This window comes from Micrococcus sp. LASM2_SD2 (assembly GCF_057364565.1).
Genome location: NZ_JBNFOB010000029.1, coordinates 1 through 15,418 on the forward strand (window position 1 = coordinate 1; position 15,418 = coordinate 15,418).

General features: G+C 72.7%; 13 protein-coding genes and 2 pseudogenes. 6 read left to right on the forward strand and 9 right to left on the reverse strand.

Annotation, left to right across the window (positions count from 1 at the left end; translation table 11 throughout):
• Nucleotides 1-267 (reverse strand): hypothetical protein (locus AC2W7A_RS03115; protein ID WP_485990083.1); only part of this gene is annotated, 267 nt, incomplete at its 3' end.
• A gap of 297 nt (nt 268-564) precedes the next feature.
• Between AC2W7A_RS03115 and AC2W7A_RS03120 the strand changes: the two are divergent.
• A pseudogene (locus tag AC2W7A_RS03120) lies at nt 565-2,063 on the forward strand (DEAD/DEAH box helicase); the annotation flags it as partial.
• Nucleotides 2,064-2,247: 184 nt separating this feature from the next.
• Here AC2W7A_RS03120 and AC2W7A_RS03125 read toward each other — a convergent pair.
• Nucleotides 2,248-2,622, reverse strand: coding sequence for a hypothetical protein (locus AC2W7A_RS03125; protein WP_485990071.1), 375 nt, complete (start codon nt 2,620-2,622; stop codon nt 2,248-2,250).
• A 371-nt stretch (nt 2,623-2,993) separates the two neighbouring features.
• Here AC2W7A_RS03125 and AC2W7A_RS03130 point away from each other — a divergent pair.
• Together AC2W7A_RS03130 and AC2W7A_RS03135 are read left to right on the forward strand one after the other, a co-directional pair.
• Nucleotides 2,994-4,311, forward strand: a pseudogene (locus tag AC2W7A_RS03130) (aminotransferase class I/II-fold pyridoxal phosphate-dependent enzyme).
• 376 nt (nt 4,312-4,687) lie between these two features.
• Nucleotides 4,688-6,040 (forward strand): NAD(P)-binding domain-containing protein, encoded by a 1,353-nt coding sequence (locus AC2W7A_RS03135; protein ID WP_485990072.1) that lies wholly within the window; start codon nt 4,688-4,690, stop codon nt 6,038-6,040.
• Nucleotides 6,041-6,145: 105 nt separating this feature from the next.
• Here the strand turns inward: AC2W7A_RS03135 and AC2W7A_RS03140 are convergent, their stop codons facing one another.
• Both AC2W7A_RS03140 and AC2W7A_RS03145 read right to left on the reverse strand, forming a co-directional pair.
• Nucleotides 6,146-6,472 carry an IclR family transcriptional regulator domain-containing protein gene (locus AC2W7A_RS03140; protein ID WP_485990073.1) on the reverse strand — a complete coding sequence of 109 codons (327 nt, stop codon included), beginning with the start codon at nt 6,470-6,472 and terminating at the stop codon, nt 6,146-6,148.
• A 65-nt stretch (nt 6,473-6,537) separates the two neighbouring features.
• The gene (locus AC2W7A_RS03145; protein WP_485990074.1) at nt 6,538-7,104 is read right to left on the reverse strand and encodes a DUF421 domain-containing protein; all 567 of its coding nucleotides are present in this window, start codon (nt 7,102-7,104) and stop codon (nt 6,538-6,540) included.
• A gap of 287 nt (nt 7,105-7,391) precedes the next feature.
• Between AC2W7A_RS03145 and AC2W7A_RS03150 the strand changes: the two genes are divergently transcribed.
• Entirely contained in the window at nt 7,392-8,930 is a 1,539-nt protein-coding gene (locus AC2W7A_RS03150) for a hypothetical protein (RefSeq protein ID WP_485990075.1), read from the forward strand.
• Nucleotides 8,931-9,212: 282 nt separating this feature from the next.
• Here AC2W7A_RS03150 and AC2W7A_RS03155 read toward each other — a convergent pair whose 3' ends face one another.
• From AC2W7A_RS03155 to AC2W7A_RS03175, 5 genes are all read right to left on the reverse strand, one after another.
• Entirely contained in the window at nt 9,213-9,515 is a 303-nt protein-coding gene (locus AC2W7A_RS03155; protein ID WP_485990081.1) for a RidA family protein, read from the reverse strand.
• 244 nt (nt 9,516-9,759) lie between these two features.
• Nucleotides 9,760-10,449, reverse strand: a complete 690-nt coding sequence (locus AC2W7A_RS03160; RefSeq protein ID WP_485990076.1) for an SGNH/GDSL hydrolase family protein — start codon at nt 10,447-10,449, stop codon at nt 9,760-9,762.
• Nucleotides 10,450-10,490: 41 nt separating this feature from the next.
• On the reverse strand, nt 10,491-10,946 hold the full coding sequence (locus AC2W7A_RS03165; RefSeq protein ID WP_485990082.1) for a putative glycolipid-binding domain-containing protein: 456 nt from the start codon (nt 10,944-10,946) through the stop codon (nt 10,491-10,493).
• Between the two features lie 16 nt (nt 10,947-10,962).
• On the reverse strand, nt 10,963-11,952 hold the full coding sequence (locus AC2W7A_RS03170; protein ID WP_485990077.1) for a hypothetical protein: 990 nt from the start codon (nt 11,950-11,952) through the stop codon (nt 10,963-10,965).
• A 3-nt stretch (nt 11,953-11,955) separates the two neighbouring features.
• Nucleotides 11,956-12,327, reverse strand: a complete 372-nt coding sequence (locus AC2W7A_RS03175) for a hypothetical protein (protein ID WP_485990078.1) — start codon at nt 12,325-12,327, stop codon at nt 11,956-11,958.
• Between the two features lie 503 nt (nt 12,328-12,830).
• Here AC2W7A_RS03175 and AC2W7A_RS03180 point away from each other — a divergent pair.
• Together AC2W7A_RS03180 and AC2W7A_RS03185 are read left to right on the forward strand one after the other, a co-directional pair.
• The gene (locus AC2W7A_RS03180; RefSeq protein ID WP_485990079.1) at nt 12,831-13,364 is read left to right on the forward strand and encodes a biotin transporter BioY; all 534 of its coding nucleotides are present in this window, start codon (nt 12,831-12,833) and stop codon (nt 13,362-13,364) included.
• A gap of 631 nt (nt 13,365-13,995) precedes the next feature.
• On the forward strand, nt 13,996-15,418 hold a 1,423-nt coding region (locus tag AC2W7A_RS03185; protein ID WP_485990080.1), incomplete at its 3' end, for a thiolase family protein.

The following is a 15,418-nucleotide window of genomic DNA, read 5'->3' on the forward strand; positions in this document are numbered from 1 at the left end:
CCGCGCGCCGGCCGCACCGGCCGCCAGGAGCTGGAGGGCGTGGCCGCGGCCCGCTTCTCCGAGACGGTCCTGCCGCAGCTGGCCGCCCTGGAGAACGTCCGCGTGGACGTCACCGGCGAGCGCCCGGACTACCGGGAGCTGAAGGCCGCCCCGCGCATCGAGGTGGGGACGCGGGCCACGAAGAACGACTGGTTCGACCTCGGCGTGCAGGTCTCCGTGGACGGCCACGTGCTGCCGTTCGCCGAGCTGTTCACCGCGCTGGTCCACGGCAAGACCACGCTGATCCTCATGGACGGGTCCTACCTGTCCCTGGACCACCCGGCTTTCGAGCGGTTGCGCGCCCTGCTCTCCGAGGCCGCCACCCTGCAGGAGTGGACCCCGGAGAACCAGCAGGTCTCCAAGCACCAGGTGACCTTCTGGGAGGACCTCAAGGACCTCGCGGACGACGTGCAGGAGGACCCGGCATGGACCGCGGCGATGGGCCGGCTCGCCGCGACCGAGCGGCTGCCGGACCCGGAGGTCCCCGCGGGGCTGCGGGCGGAGCTTCGCCCCTACCAGCGGGAGGGCTTCCGCTGGCTCGCGTTCCTGCACGAGCTCGGGCTCGGCGGGATCCTGGCCGACGACATGGGCCTGGGCAAGACCGTCCAGACCCTCGTCCTGCTCTGCCACGCCACGGAGCGGCGCATCGCCGCCGGGGAGGCGTGCCGAAGGCGTCCGCCGCGGGGCGCGGCTCCTGCGGCGGAGGGGGCTCCGTGGCGGAGGCGGCCGACGCGGTGGCCGAGCCGACCCCGGTGGCCGGCGAGGAGCCGTTCCTGGTGGTGGCGCCGTCGTCGGTGGTCTCGGTGTGGGCCGCGGAGGCGGCCAAGTTCGCCCCGGGCCTGGACGTGCGCGTGGTGGACCAGACCAGCCGCAAGCGCCGCACGCCGTTGCAGGACGAGGTGGCCGGCGCGGACGTGGTGGTCACCAGCTACACGCTGCTGCGGATCGACGCGAAGGAGTACCACGCCTGCACCTGGGCCGGACTCGTGCTGGACGAGGCGCAGTTCATCAAGAACCGCACCGCCAAGGTCCACCAGGTGGCCCGGGACCTGCGGGCCCCGTTCCGGCTGGCCATCACCGGCACGCCCATGGAGAACTCGCTGGCCGACCTCTGGGCCCTGCTGGACGTCGCGGTGCCCGGGTTGTTCCCGAGCCACCGGCTGTTCCGCGAGGAGTACATCAACCCCATCGAGAACGGGGAGCACCCGGAGCGGATCGAACGGCTGCGCCGGCGGCTGCGGCCGTTCATGCTGCGCCGCTCCAAGGAGCTCGTGGCCAAGGACCTGCCGCCGAAGCAGGAGCAGGTGCTGTCCGTGGAGCTCGAGCCGGCGCACCGCAAGCTCTACGACCGGGTGCTCCAGCGCGAGCGCCGCAAGGTCCTCGGCCTGCTGGACGACGTGGACGGCAACCGCTTCACCATCTTCAAGTCCCTGACCCTGCTGCGCATGCTGGCGCTGGCGCCGCAGATCGTGGACGACCAGTACACCTCGGTGCCGAGCTCCAAGCTGGAGCGTTTCCTGGACGACCTCACCGAGGTGCTGGGCGAGGGCCACCGGGTGATCGTGTTCAGCCAGTTCACGACCTTCCTCAAAGCGGTGGGCGAGGAGCTCGAGCACATGGGCGTGGACTACGCGTACCTGGACGGGTCCACGCGCCGCCGGGCCGAGGTGATCCAGGGCTTCCGCGAGGGCGACGCCCCCGTGTTCCTGATCTCCCTGAAGGCCGGCGGCTTCGGCCTGACCCTGACCGAGGCGGACTACGTGTTCCTCATGGACCCGTGGTGGAACCCGGCGGCCGAGGCGCAGGCCGTGGACCGCGCGCACCGCATCGGGCAGGACCGGACCGTGATGGTCTACCGAATGGTGTCCGAAGGGACGATCGAGGAGAAGGTCCTGGAGATGCAGCGCCGCAAGGCCGAGCTGTTCGGCGCCCTCATGGACGAGGCCGACGACTCCGGTGCCGGAGCCTTCACCGACTCCCTCACGGCGGACGACATCCGCGAGCTCCTCGGCGCCGACGACTGACCGGACCGCAGCGGAGCACGCCCGGCGTCTTCGCTCGCGAAACGGGAACCCCGGGGCTTTTTCGCTCGCGAAACGGGAACCGGTCGGCGTCGTGCGGCGAGCCAGAAGAATCGGCTGCCTCAGGGCGGCGTGAACTGGCCACATCCTCTGGTTCGGCGACCGGTTCGGCGGCGCGCCTGCCGGGTCAGACGTCTGGCGTCGCCTCGTCCTTCGTCTCCAGGACCACCAGCCGCACGGGCGCGAGGCTCGGCGTGACCACCTGGAAGGTCACCTCGGTGCCGTCGCCGGGGCCGCCGATGCCGGTCTCACAGGTCGACGATGCGACGGTGGAGCCCTGCGATTCCGTGAGCGTGATGGGCGTGGAGCGCTCGCAGATCACCTGCGTGGAGTACGAGTGCCCGGTGCGCGTCTGCACGGTCACCTCGGCGACGCCCTCGCCCTGGTCCTCACCCACGATCGTGCCGATGCCCTGCCCGGTGCCGTCCGCCTCGGCCCCGGCCTCGAGATGGTCGGCATAGGTGGTGCCGTCGGACGCGTAGAGCTCGCTCGGCCAGGCCATCGGAGCCGGCGACGACGGCGCCGTCGCCTTCGCCGAGATCGTCGCCTCGGACGTGCCCTCACCCGAGCCCGAGGCGGAGGTGCCGCCGAGGCGGAGGGGGAGGCCGTCGTCGGGCCGGGGGACGGGGAGGACCCCTCGGCGCCCGTGCAGCCGGTGAGGGCGGCGGCAAGCAGCAGCGGCAGCGCGAGGGCGGTGAGGCGGTGGCGGGGCATGGGGACCTCCTGCTCAAGGGCCGCGACGGTGCGGCATGCGGTGAATCTAGGCGCGTGCGGCGCAACGGCACAAGGGCCGCGGCCGGATCGAGATGCGGCGCACCGATGAGCCGGACAGAGTCTGGATCCATAGGCCTCTCGACGGCGTAGCGTGGGGCCATGCATGAGAAGCAGGGCGATCGCCGACCGCTGGGTCCCTCGGCCCGGGCCCAGGTGCCGCCGTTCATGGTGATGGACATCCTCGGACGGGTGGCCGAGCTGCGGGCCGCGGGCCGGGACGTGGTGTCCCTCTGCGCCGGCGAACCCGGTGCCGGGCCCGCCGTGTGTGAACGCGGCCGCCGCCGAGGTGCACGGCTCCGGGCGGGCGCTGACCTACACGCCGGCGGTGGGCATCCGGCCGCTGCGCGAGGCGATCGCCGGGCACTACGCCCGCTGGTACGGGCTGGACGTGGCCCCGGAGCAGGTGGCGGTGACCACCGGCTCCTCCGGCGCCTTCATGCTCGGCTTCCTCTCCGCCTTCGAGGCCGGCGACCGGGTTGCCCTGGCCCGCCCCGGGTACCCCGCCTACCGGAACATCCTGACCTCGCTCGGCTGCGAGGTGGTCGAGCTGGACGCCGGGCCGGACGTCCGGCACCAGCCGACCGTCGAGCTGCTCGAGGCCGCCGAGGCCGAGCGAGGACCGCTGGCCGGGCTCATCCTGGCCTCCCCGGCCAACCCGACCGGCACCATGGTGACCGCCGCGGAGCTCGAGGCGGTCGCCGTGTGGTGCGAGCAGAAGGGCGTGCGGCTGGTCTCGGACGAGATCTACCACGGCATCGTGTACCGCGGCGGGGGAGAGGGGCAGCCCGTCGACGGTGTTGGGGGCGCCGGGGCGGGGGACCGGTCTGCCGGCCACGGCTCCTGCGCCTGGACCTTCAGTCGCACCGCCGTGGTGATCAGCTCGTTCTCCAAGTACTGGGGCATGCCCGGCTGGCGGCTGGGCTGGATGCTCGTCCCGGACGACCTGCGGGCCACCGTGGACGGCCTCGCCGGCTCGGCGGCCCTGTGCCCGCCGGCCGCCGCGCAAGAGGCGGCGGTGCAGGCGTTCTCCGATCAGGCCTACGCCTTCTGCGAGGAGCAGGTGGAGCGGTTCGCCGCCACCCGAGAGGTACTGCTGGAGCGGGTACCGGAGCTGGGCTGGGCGGACGTCGCCCCGGCCGACGGGGCCTTCTACCTCTGGGCCAGGCTCCCTGAGTGGGCGCTGCGGCGGTACGGGAACGCCCTCGGCTACTGCACCGCCCTGCTCGAGGAGGCCGGCGTGGCCATCACCCCCGGCGACGACTTCGACGCCGTCCACGGCCCCGAGTGCGTCCGCCTGTCCTTCGCCGCCGGGGCGGATGCCGTGGACGAGGCGCTCGCGCGGATCGTGGCCTGGCAGGAACGGGTGCGAGCCGAGCGCATAGGCCCGGCCCACCCCTCGATGGCCTCGCACCCCTGACACCATCCCACCGACTCCCGATACACCCCGGAACGGCGGCGACAGCCATGACCCGCCCCATCGTGACCACCACTGTCCTGAAGGACTCGACCGCACCCAGCCGTGTGCTGTTCGTCGGCGCCGGACTCGGCACCGGTGTGACGGCGCTCTGGTCGGAGTGCGCCCGGCTCCTCCCCGACGACGTCCTCGTGCTCGGCTGGGACCTGCCCGGCGCGCGGGTTCACCCTGCAGATGCGCCTGGAGGCCGAGATCCGTCGCCTGTACCCCTCAGCTGCGCGAGGTGCGCACGGCCGGGTGATCGCGAGACGATGGAGCCGCACCATCCCCGTCCCACCCCGTCCCACCCCGTCCCACCCCCGTCCCCGAAGGAGCACCCATGGCATCGCGCGAGCGCATCGGACTGATCGGAGCCGGCCCGTCCGGCATGGCCCTGCTGCGGGCCTTCGCCCTGGCGGAGAGGGCGGGCGCGGAGGTCCCGGAGGTCGTCGCGTTCGAGCGTCAGGACGACTGGGGCGGCCAGTGGAACCTGGACTGGCGCACCGGCGCGGACCGGTACGGCGAGCCCGTGCACTCCTCCATGTACCGGGGCATGTGGATCAACGGCCCCAAGGAGTGCATGGAGTACCCGGACTACCCGTTCGACGCCCACTTCGGCCGCGCCGTGCCCTCCTACCTGCCGCGCGAGGTGATGTCCGAGTACATCCGTGCCCGCATGCAGGACGTGGACGTCCGCGGCCGGATCCGCTTCGCCACGGCGGTCCGTTGGGTGGAGAAGCACGACGACGGCCGGTTCCGTCTGACTGCCCAGAACCTCGTCAGCGGGGAGACGGTGGAGGAGGAGTTCGACCGGATCGTGGTGGCCTCGGGCCACTTCCACACCCCGCAGGTGCCGGATCTGCCGGGCATCGAGACCTTCCGCGGACAGGTGCAGCACTCCGGCGACTACCGCTCGCCCGAGGGCTACGTGGGCAAGCGGGTGCTCGTGGTGGGGTCGAGCTACTCGGGGCAGGACCTGGCGCTGCAGCTGCACCGCGCCGGTGCGACGCACGTGACCACCGCCTACCGGAAGCAGCCGCAGTCCGTGGCCTGGCCCCAGGGCATGGACGAGCAGCCCGCTGTCCAGCGCTTCGACGGGAACCTGGTGACCTTCGAGGGCGGCGCGCAGGCGGAGTGCGACATGGTCCTGCTCTGCACCGGCTATCTGCACCACTACCCGTTCATGCCGAAGGAGCTGGCGCTGGGCGGGCCGAACCTGCTGAGCCCGATCGGGCTGTGGAAGGGCGTCGTGTGGCACGGCGACCCGGACGTGCTCTACGTGGGCGCGTCCCAGCAGCTGTTCACGCTGACTCTCCTGGAGGCGCAGGCGTACTTCGCGCGTGACGTGCTGCTGGGGCGTGTGGAGGTGCCCGGTGCCGAGGAGCGGAAGGCGGACATGGACGCCTGGTTCGAGCGGATGACGCAGATCGACGGGCCGCCGGCCGCGCTGGCCTGGCAGGGCGCGTACATCCAGGACCTGTCCTCGCACACGGACTGCCCGGCGGTGGACGTGGAGGCCGTGGCCCGGACGTTCTTGGAGATGCGCGACGCCCGGATCGAGGACGTACGGACCTTCCGGGACCGGCAGCACCGCTCCACCGTCACCGGCACGCTGGCCGTGCCGCACCACACCCCGTGGATGCAGGAGCTCGACGACTCCGCGGAGAACTTCCTGGGGGAGCCAAGGGGCTGAGCCCGCCCCTGGCGTTTGCGTCGCCACCCGTCGTTTTCGCTGGCGAAACGGGAACGGCTGGACGCGCCGGCCTCCCGTTTCGCGAGCGAAAACGCCTCGGTCGGTTCAGTGGGCCAGCGCCAGGGCCGTCTCGGCCTCCTGGGCCGCCTCCTGCGGCACCGGGGCGGCCTCCGCCACCGCCGCCTCCAGCGCCTCCGCGGAGAACTCCGCCCCCAGCTGCCCGGGCGCCGTGGACAGGGCGGTGTTCAGCGCGACCGCCACGCGGCCGTCCTCGTCCCGCACCGGCACCGCCACGGAGGCCAGGTTCCGGTCCAGCTCGCCGGCCACCACGGAGCAGCCCTGCTCCCGCACCCGCGCGACCTCGGCCAGCAGCTCCTCCACGCCGGCCCGCGTCAGCTCGGTGCGCGGCGTCCGCGGCGACCCCTCGAGCACCCGGCGCACTGGTGTTCTGACGTCCTGCCGGTGAGGGGACGCCGGCCCACGTCGCCGGTGTCCCCTCACTCGCGTCCGAGCACCTCATCCGCCCCGAGGACGCCGTCCAGCAGCTCCGGGTCGATCGGCTGTCCCTCGCGGATGACGGACAGGTGGCCGCTGGCCTCCATGACCACGCAGGCGACCTGGTCCATCGAGGACACCCCGGCCCGGCGCAGGGCGGCGTGCAGCTCGGGTCGGTTCACATGGGCCCTGCGACGGGCGGTCTCGAGGACGCGTCCGTGGGCCACGATCACGCGGGCGCGTCCGGCGATGGCCCGCTGTCCGCGGACGGTGGCGGTGAGCGCGCCGAAGACCACCTCGAGCAGCACCAGCGTGAGCAGTCCGATGAGTCCGGTGGCCAGCGTCGGCGGATGGCCGAGGATCACGCGTCCGGCCACGGCGCCGAACATGATGATCACCACCGAGTCGAAGGCGGACAGCCCGGTGAGCAGGCGCGCGCCGAACACGCGCAGCAGGAGCAGGAACGCCACGTAGACGATCACGGCGGTCAGCACCACGACAGGGATCCGCCACAGCTCGATCCCCAGTGACTCGGCCAGGGCGGGTCCCCATCCCTGCGGCGGTGTCATCGGCGGCGCTCCTCGGTGTCCGGGCGGGCCTGCGGCCCGCTGCGTGGGGAAGGGCTTCACGACGACGGCCGCGCACCCTGGTCTGTCCACGCTACTCCGCCTCGGGCCGGGTCCTGGCTCGTTGCCCACCGCCGTCGCCCCCTCCCTCTCGTTTTCGTTCGGGAGAACGTCGAGTTCCAGGGGCCTTTCGTTCGGGAGGCCGTCGGGTCTCCCGGTCCGGGCGTGCAGCGGGCCCCACTCGACCCCGTATTGCGAACGCGAAGCAATAGCGTTTACAGTTGGGCACCATGACCGAGTCTTCCCGTACTTCCGCCCTGTCCTCTGCGGTGGTCGCTCCCACGCGCCGCCTGAAGTCCTTCTCCGTGCTCGCCGCGACCATGGCCGCCGCCGCGCTGGCGCTGTCCGCGTGCGCCGGCGGTGACGAGGCCGGGGACAAGGACGCCTCCGCCACCGGCTCGGCCACGCAGGGCGCCGAGGAGTCGAAGGACGGCGAGGGCTCGGGCGAGGACACCGCCGCCGCGTCTTCCGTGGACGAGAAGGACTGGGTCGACCCGACCGAGGCCAAGGAGGTCTCCGGCGTGAGCCCGCGCATCCTCCTCTCGGACGACGAGGGTCTGACCCTCCTCGACGCCGAGACCGGCGAGGTCGTCAAAGAGCAGGAGCTGCCCGGCTTCAAGCGGCTGTCCAATGCCGGCAACGGCAAGGACGTCATGGTGGTCACGGACAAGGGCTGGGAGGTCTTCTCCACCGGCATCAAGTCCCAGATCCACGGCGACCACTTCCACCACTACGAGTCGGAGCCGGGCATGACCGGCGTCGTGTTCCCGGGCGAGCACGCCGGCCACGTGGTGATGCACAACGGCAAGACCACCCTCTTCGCGGACGGCACCGGTGCCATCAGCACGTTCTTCTCGGACGACCTGGACAAGGCCACCCCGGACCTGACCCCGGTCACCGAGGACATGGAGACCGAGGACGCCCACCACGGTGTGGCCCTGGAGCTGCTGGACGGGTCCGTCCTGACCACCGAGGGCACCGAGGACGAGCGCCACACCGTGAAGGTCGTGGACCGTGAGGGCAAGGAGATCGCCAAGACCGAGGACTGCCCGGGCGTCCACGGAGAGGCCGCCGCCGAGCCGCAGGACGGCAAGGACGTGGTGGTGCTCGGCTGCGAGAACGGCCCGATCGTGTACCGCGGCGGCGAGTTCCACAAGATCGACCCGGGCATGGAGTTCCAGCGTTCCGGCAACCTCGCCGGCGACGAGGACTCCTCGGTCGTCCTGGGCGACTACAAGGTGGAGAAGGAGCCCGAGGAGGCCGTCGAGCGCACCACCGAGGTCGTGCTGATCGACACCGAGACCAATGAGATGAAGGTCGTGGACCTGGGCTCGTCCTACTGGTTCCGCTCCCTGGCCCGCGGCCCGGAGGGCGAGGGCGTCGTCCTGACCTACGACGGCAAGCTCAACGTCATCGACGAGGAGTCCGGCGAGGTCGTGAAGAAGATCGACGTCATCGGCGAGTGGAAGGAGAAGGACGACTGGCAGGAGCCGGGCCCGATCCTCAAGACCGCCGGTGACTTCGCCTACGTGACGGACGCGGAGAACGAGAAGCTCGTGGTGGTCGACCTGGTGAAGGGCAAGAAGGTCGACGAGTTCGAGCTGGACGGCCCGGCGACCGAGATGGCCGTCGTGACCGGCGAGCCGGAGGCGCCCGCCCACGAGGAGGGTGACGACCACGGAGACCACGAGGGCCATGACCACGGCGAGGACGGCCATGACCACGAGGGCCATGACCGCGCCGAGGGGGACGACGGCCACGATCACTGATCGTGCCTGAACAAGATCCGGCGGCGGCCCGTTCATGCCGGCGCCGGTGACCAGACTCCCTCTGGCGGGCCGTTGTGGGGATGGGCTGCCCGGGGGATTCCAGCCGGATGTCGTGGGGACGTCCGCTGGAGCCGCAGAGAGCGCCGGGGCCGTGTCGTGGGGACGCGGCCCCGGCGTGACTGTCAGCCCGCCGTTTTCGTTCGGGAAACCGTCGCGTCCCCAGCTGCTTTCGTTCGGGAAGGCGGTGGGTTGTTCGCGGTCTCAGCCTGGCAGACCCCGGCGTCAGGCCTCAGCGACCGCGTCGATCTGGAAGCGGGCTCCGGCGGGGAGAGCAGCTGCCTGAACCGTGACGCGAGCCGGATAGGGGGTGGAGATCTCCTCGGCATACGTCCGGTTCATCAGGTCGACGTCGGCGTAGTCCACGAGGTAGACGGTGACCTTCACCAGGTCGGACGCGGTCAGGCCGAGATCCGCGAGCAGGATGCGCAGGTTGGCGAACATCCGGTCCAGCTGCGCCGACGGGTCCTCGCTGACGAGGGCGCCCGTGTCCGGGCACTGACCGATGAGTCCTGACAGGTGCCACAGGCGCGCGGCCGGCGGGCGTGGGAGAACGGTGCGCTTGAGGCGAAGAGGTGCGGGCTGAACACGTGATCGTCTTGGGGCTCCATCGAGTCGAGGCTGGTCGGAAGCGCTGACATCGGGTCGGTGATGTCACCGACCCCCGGCGTTCGAAAAGGCTCCTGTTCTCGACCGTTTCCCGAACGAAAACACATGGGGACTCGACAGTTTTGCGAACGAAAACGTGGAGGGCAAGGGAGGGGCGGAGCGCTCAGTCCGCCTCCCGCACCTGCCGCAGCACCTCCGGGTAGACGGCGGAGGCCCAGTCGACGTAGCCGCGGCCGTTGGGGTGGAAGCGGTCCCGGGCGAGGTGCGCGAGCTGGTGCCTCAGCCCGCGGCGCAGGGTGGACGTGTACACGTCCGCGACGCCCAGCCCATGCCGCGCCGCGATCGCCCGTGCCGCATCGTTCGCCGCGCGCACGCGCTGCTCGAACGGCCAGACGCGGAAGCTCGGGACCAGCCCGAGGGTCGCCCCTTCCGGCAGCCGGCGGGCGATCTCCTCGAGCGGCGCGGCGAAGCGCTCGACCCTGAAGGGCAGCGTCCCGGTGACGTCGTTGCCGCCGACCACGCAGGTCACCGCGTCGAGGCGAGTGCCGTCGTCGTGAAGGCGGGCGCGCAGCGCCTCCAGCCGGGGAACCTGGTCCGCGAGCACGTGATGCGCTTTCGCCCCGGACACCGCGAGGTTCACCACCCGCACCGGCCGCCCGGTCTCCGCCGTCACCCGCTTCGCCACCTGGGACACGTAGGTGTCCGCCCACGTCTCGGCGCCCACCCCGACCGCGGCGGAATCGCCCAGCACCGCCCACACGATCTCGCGCTCGCCGGGCGTCTCGGCGTGTGCCTTCCAATGCGCGCGGTAGTCCGCGTCCTGGGCGGCCGCGCCGCCGAAGAGGATCCCCATGCCGCTCACGCTACGTGCTGCGGTGGCCTCTCCGGCGCTCTTCACACGCCGCCGAGAGGCGTGGCCAGTCCCGGGTAGTCCAGGACGACGCCCTGCCGGTCCACGGTCAGGTCCACGCTGACGTCCCGGGTGAGGGAGCGGTAGTGCACTCGGCCCGGAACGGAGGACCCGTAGACCTGGTCTCCGCGGCGCACCTGCAGCGAGGGGACGTCGACCCACGCCATGGTGAGCGGGGTGTCCTCCACGGCGTATTCGAGCAGTCCGAGCCGCCTGATCGGCATGACGTTCGTCAGCGGGCAGAGGCCGAGGTCGCAGTCCAGGGCGCCCTCGAGGTCGGTGCCCGAGTCGATCCCCGGCTCCGGCAGGTCGACGTTGCCCTCGGAAACAGCGTCAGCGGTCCAGACGCCCGTCTCCCCACGGACCAGGTCCAGCCGTCGGGCCCAGTCGACTCCGCGGGAGGTCACCGACAGCCGCCGTGTGCGCCACCCGGGCCCCAGCTGTAGCGGTGGAGGCTCATGGCCTCATGCTGGCATCCGGCGCAGACGCCATAGGAGTCTGCCTCTGCTGCTGCTCGGCCCCGTCCTCACCGGTCGGCTCTTCGTGCGCCGCAGCCCACTCTGCCTTCTGGCGCTCGCTGCGCCGGTGGTTGCGCACCGCGATCACCCCGATCACCACACCGACCACGATCGGCTTCCACACCTGGTCGTACTCGAGGATCGTCACGAGCCATCCGGGCAGCGGCGGCAGGTCGACCTCCCATGCGGGCAGTCGGGGGACCGGCAGGCGGATCTGCGGCAGGACGGGCACGGGAAGGTGGATCTGCGGGAGCGTGAACTCCGGGAGGTCCACCTCCCAGTCCGGCAACAGCGGGGCCAGCAGCCGGGCCAGCACCGGCAGGACCACCAGAACGAAGACCGCCGCCCCGGCCTTCCCGAAGCCGCCCATCAGCGGATAGAGGACCCGCTTCACGCTGCTGGACTCCATGGCCGCCTGACGCTTCGCTCCGCGGGAGCCGGGCGGCGGGTCGAACTCCACCACCGAGGAGCTCTCCCGCAGCTGCACGGAGAGCAGGTCGCCCAGCATGGTCGACTGGATCTTCAGCCTCCGCCGGCTCGACCCCGCATCGGAGCCGAACGTGGACCAGCCGTCGTCGTCCTTGCGGGGGTTCGTCAACCGGATCACGTCCACACCGGTCCGCGGGTAGCGGCCGGTGACCTCGCCGTCGATGCGCACCTGCAGCCGCAGCGGCGGGTTCTTCAGGCGGGCCCGCACGCGGGCGGGGAACGAGGCGGCCAGGGGTGCGCGCTCGCCGTGCCCCGTCCGTTCCACGCTTCCCGACGACGGCCCGCTCACCTCGTCCTGCCCGGTCGCCTCCGGTGCGTTTTCCTTCGCAGCGTCCTTCGGCAGCGGCCAGTCCGGGTCCTCGGCGAGGAACTCGGCGTCGAAGCCCTGGCGCAGCTCGAGGCGGCCGTGCTCGGGGTGGTCGAGGGTCCAGACCTCCACGGCTCAACCCCTCGCCTTCGGACGGCCGCCGAGCACGCTGCCCAGGCGACACAGGGCCAGGACCCCGATCGCGTAGATCCCGGTGCCGTCGTTGGTGTACATCCGCAGCCCCAGCAGACACAGGAGCGTGGTGAGGACCGGGAACGCCCACGTGGTGCGGAACACGAGCCCGTCCAGCACGCCCAGCACCAGTGCGGCGGAGGGGAGCAGGACCAGCAGGGAGACCGTCGCGGCCCCGGCCGGCAGCGCCGCGCCCAGGACGAACGGGGCCACCAGGTACGTCGCCACGGACAGCGCGTACGGCCAGGCCTGCCGGCCGGTGCGCTCCGGTTCGGACGTCTTCTCCGCGGGTTCCGCGGTCACGGTGGTCTCCATGGCGATCAGTCTAGGAACCGCCGCGACCGGTGCGGCACCGTCGAACGTCGTGAGCCAACCGGATCCGGTACCGACCTTCGGTGCACCTGCCGGCAGCGTCAGCCCCGCACCGCCTCCACCACCACGCCCTGGTGGTCCGGGGCGCGTCCGGGCCACCTGGAGCATCGCCTCGGACGGGTCGTCATAGGCGCGGCGGTTCGTCTCGGCGGGGAGTGGGGCATGGGAGTGAGGGCAGCGGGGTGGTGGGCACGGGCATCCGGTTCACTGTCCGCTCAACGACCGTTGTACACTCCCTGAACCGTGTTCAACTGAACACCGTTCATCACTCGGAACGCCCTCCAGGAGGTACCCCTTGGCCTCGACCCCGTCGACCTCGTCCGCGGCTTCGTCCCCCGACGCCCCGGACGTCCCGCGCTCCCCGCGCACCACTCCCCGCGATGACCGCGGTCCCGGCCGACCGCGCGGGTCCTCCCCGGCCGGGGGACCTCGCGCGGATCGCCGTCATGACCGCCCTCATGGCGGTGCTCGGCATGGTCCCGCCCATCGCCGTGGCCGGCGTCCCGGCCCCGATCGTCCTGCAGAACATCGTGGTGATCCTGGCCGGGCTGATCCTCGGCCCGTGGCGCGGTGCGGCCTCGCAGCTGCTGTTCGTGGGCCTGGTCGCCCTGGGCCTGCCGCTGCTGACCGGCGGACGCGGCGGCCTCGGCGTCTTCGCCGGCCCCTCGGTGGGCTTCATCCTCGTCTGGCCGATCGCGGCCGCGGTGGTCGGACTCATCTTCTGGGCCCTGACCGGCCGGGTCCGCCGCGGCCTGTCCACCGGCCGCATCGCCGTGGCCGCCACCGTGGCCGCGCTGATCGGCGGGATCGGCGTGGTCTACGCCGGCGGCATCCTCGGCTTCGTCCTGAACGCCGGCATGGAGGTCGGTGCGGCCCTGCTGAGCATGGGTGCGTTCCTCCCGGGCGACACGATCAAGGCCGTGGTGGCCGTGCTCCTCGTGGTGGGCCTGTGGAAGGCCTACCCGCGCGCGTTCCGGTGACGGGACCAGGCCTGCGTCCGGAGCAGTCCGCGTCCTCCCGGATCGCCCCGCTCCGCCGCGGGGGCCCCGGGCCCGGTCGGCCGCACCCTCCGCGACCACGCCGCGCTGCTCGCCGCCGCCGTGCAAGCACGTGCCGACGGCATGGTGCCGCTCGTGGGGGACGACCGCTGGTCTGACGCCCTCTGGTCCGCCCAGATCGCCCGCGCGACCGCGTCGCTCGACGCCCTAGCGGACCGTCGCCCGGACCTCGCCGCGGAGGCGGCGTGGGCGGCGTTCACCTCCGGCTCCACGGGGAACCCGCGCGTCGTCCTGCGCACGGACGCCTCCTGGGAGGCCGGCCACCGGCACGTCGCCCGCTGGCTGGGCCTTGCCCCGCACGAGGCGCTGCTGTTGGCCGCGCACCCGGTGTCCTCCATGGCCGTGAACGCCGCGTCCTTCTGCGCCTACGCCGGGGTGCCGCTGCGGGTCCCGGGCCGTGCCCGGCTCCGCGCCCCAGGACCTGCTTCCCGACGACGGCCCGATCGCCTCCGCCACGCCGCTCGCCTCCCCGGGATCCTCGGGGACGGAGTCCACCGGTCCGCAGCCGGCCGCGCCGACAGCGGCCGCGCCGACTCCGGCTTCGTCGCCGGCGGTGTCCCGTCCTCGGGCCCGCACAGCAGCGCTGTCCGGGACGCCCACCCAGCTCATCGAGGCGCTCGACCTGCTGGAGACGCTGCCGGACCGCTCCGCCGCAGCCCTGCGCGTGGCTCTGGTGGGCGGGGACTGCATGCCTGCGGGCCTGCGCGAGCGTGCCGCCGGGCTGGGCGTCCGCGTGGTGCACTACTACGGATCTGCCGAGGCCAGCTACGTGGCCGTGGACCCGGACGGCACCGGCCTGCGACCCCTGCCGGGTGTGGAGGTCCGCGTGGTGGACGGGATGCTGCACGTGCGCTCGGACCAGCTGGCGCTGCCGGACGACTCCGTGCTGGCGGACGGCGCCCCGCGGTTCACCGCCGACGGATGGCTGCGCACCGGGGACCGGGCACGCCTGGACGAGGCCGGGATCCTCCGGTTGGGCGGACGCCTGGACGACGCGATCCAGACCGGCGGAGCCACCGTGGTCCCGACCGAGGTGGAGCAGGTCCTCACCGGCGCCCGCCACCCGGACGGCCGCCCGTGGTGCACCGCTGCCCTGGTGCTGGGCGAACCGGCGCCGCGGCTGGGACAGCGGGTGGTCGCATGGATCGAGCCGGCCTCGGGCAGGGACCCGGAGGAGACGGTCCGGGCCCTGAAGGCCGCCGCCGGCGAGCACCTGCCGGCGGCCTCCCGCCCACGTACCTGGCACGCCGTGGAGCGGCTGGAACGCACCGGCAGCGGCAAGGTCCGGCGCCTGGCCCCCCGAGGCCCGCCCATGAGGCTCCCCGCCGGCCTCTGGATCACCGCGGCCGCCCGCACGCCGATCACCGGGCGCTCCCGTGCCCAGGCCCACCTGGACGCGGCCGCGCTTGCCTCCACAGCGGTGCGGAGTGTGGCTGCTCCGGACGGCGCCGGGCTCGGGTCGGCCGGTCCTGCACCTCGGTCTGAGGGTGCCGAGTTCGGCCCGGCCGATGCAAAGACCGGCCCGTCCGGTGGCACGCACCCCACCGGTTCGGTGACGCCCGCGGCGGAGGTGGGCGCCGTCGTCGTGGGCAACTGCACGGGACCGGGCGGGAACCTCGGCAGGATCGCCGCGCTCGGTGCGGGGCTGGGGACCGCGGTGCCCGGGTGGTCCGTGGACGCCCAGTGCGGATCCGGCCTGGCCGCGGTCCTGCAGGCCGCCCAGCATGCGGCGTGGAGCGGCACGGACGTGGTGGCCGTGGGGGTCGAGTCCCCGTCCACCGCGCCGGATCGGCTCCTGGACGGCGTCCCCTACACGCAGGCGCCGATGGTCCCGGCGGGCTGGGAGGACCCGGACCTCACCGCCGCCGCGGACCGGCTCGCCCTGCGGCAGGGCATCACCCGGGCCCGCCAGGAGGAGTTCGCCGCCCGCTCGCACCGGCTCGCCCTGGCCGCGGCGGACCACCTCCGAGGCACGA

Bases quoted from the DNA above. Each gene is read 5' to 3' on its own strand.
- AC2W7A_RS03125 (WP_485990071.1), bottom strand. From the start codon at position 2,622: ATGGCCTGGCCGAGCGAGCTCTACGCGTCCGACGGCACCACCTATGCC.
- AC2W7A_RS03135 (WP_485990072.1), top strand. From the start codon at position 4,688: ATGGCATCGCGCGAGCGCATCGGACTGATCGGAGCCGGCCCGTCCGGC.
- AC2W7A_RS03145 (WP_485990074.1), bottom strand. From the start codon at position 7,104: ATGACACCGCCGCAGGGATGGGGACCCGCCCTGGCCGAGTCACTGGGG.
- AC2W7A_RS03150 (WP_485990075.1), top strand. From the start codon at position 7,392: ATGACCGAGTCTTCCCGTACTTCCGCCCTGTCCTCTGCGGTGGTCGCT.
- AC2W7A_RS03160 (WP_485990076.1), bottom strand. From the start codon at position 10,449: ATGGGGATCCTCTTCGGCGGCGCGGCCGCCCAGGACGCGGACTACCGC.
- AC2W7A_RS03175 (WP_485990078.1), bottom strand. From the start codon at position 12,327: ATGGAGACCACCGTGACCGCGGAACCCGCGGAGAAGACGTCCGAACCG.
- AC2W7A_RS03180 (WP_485990079.1), top strand. From the start codon at position 12,831: ATGACCGCCCTCATGGCGGTGCTCGGCATGGTCCCGCCCATCGCCGTG.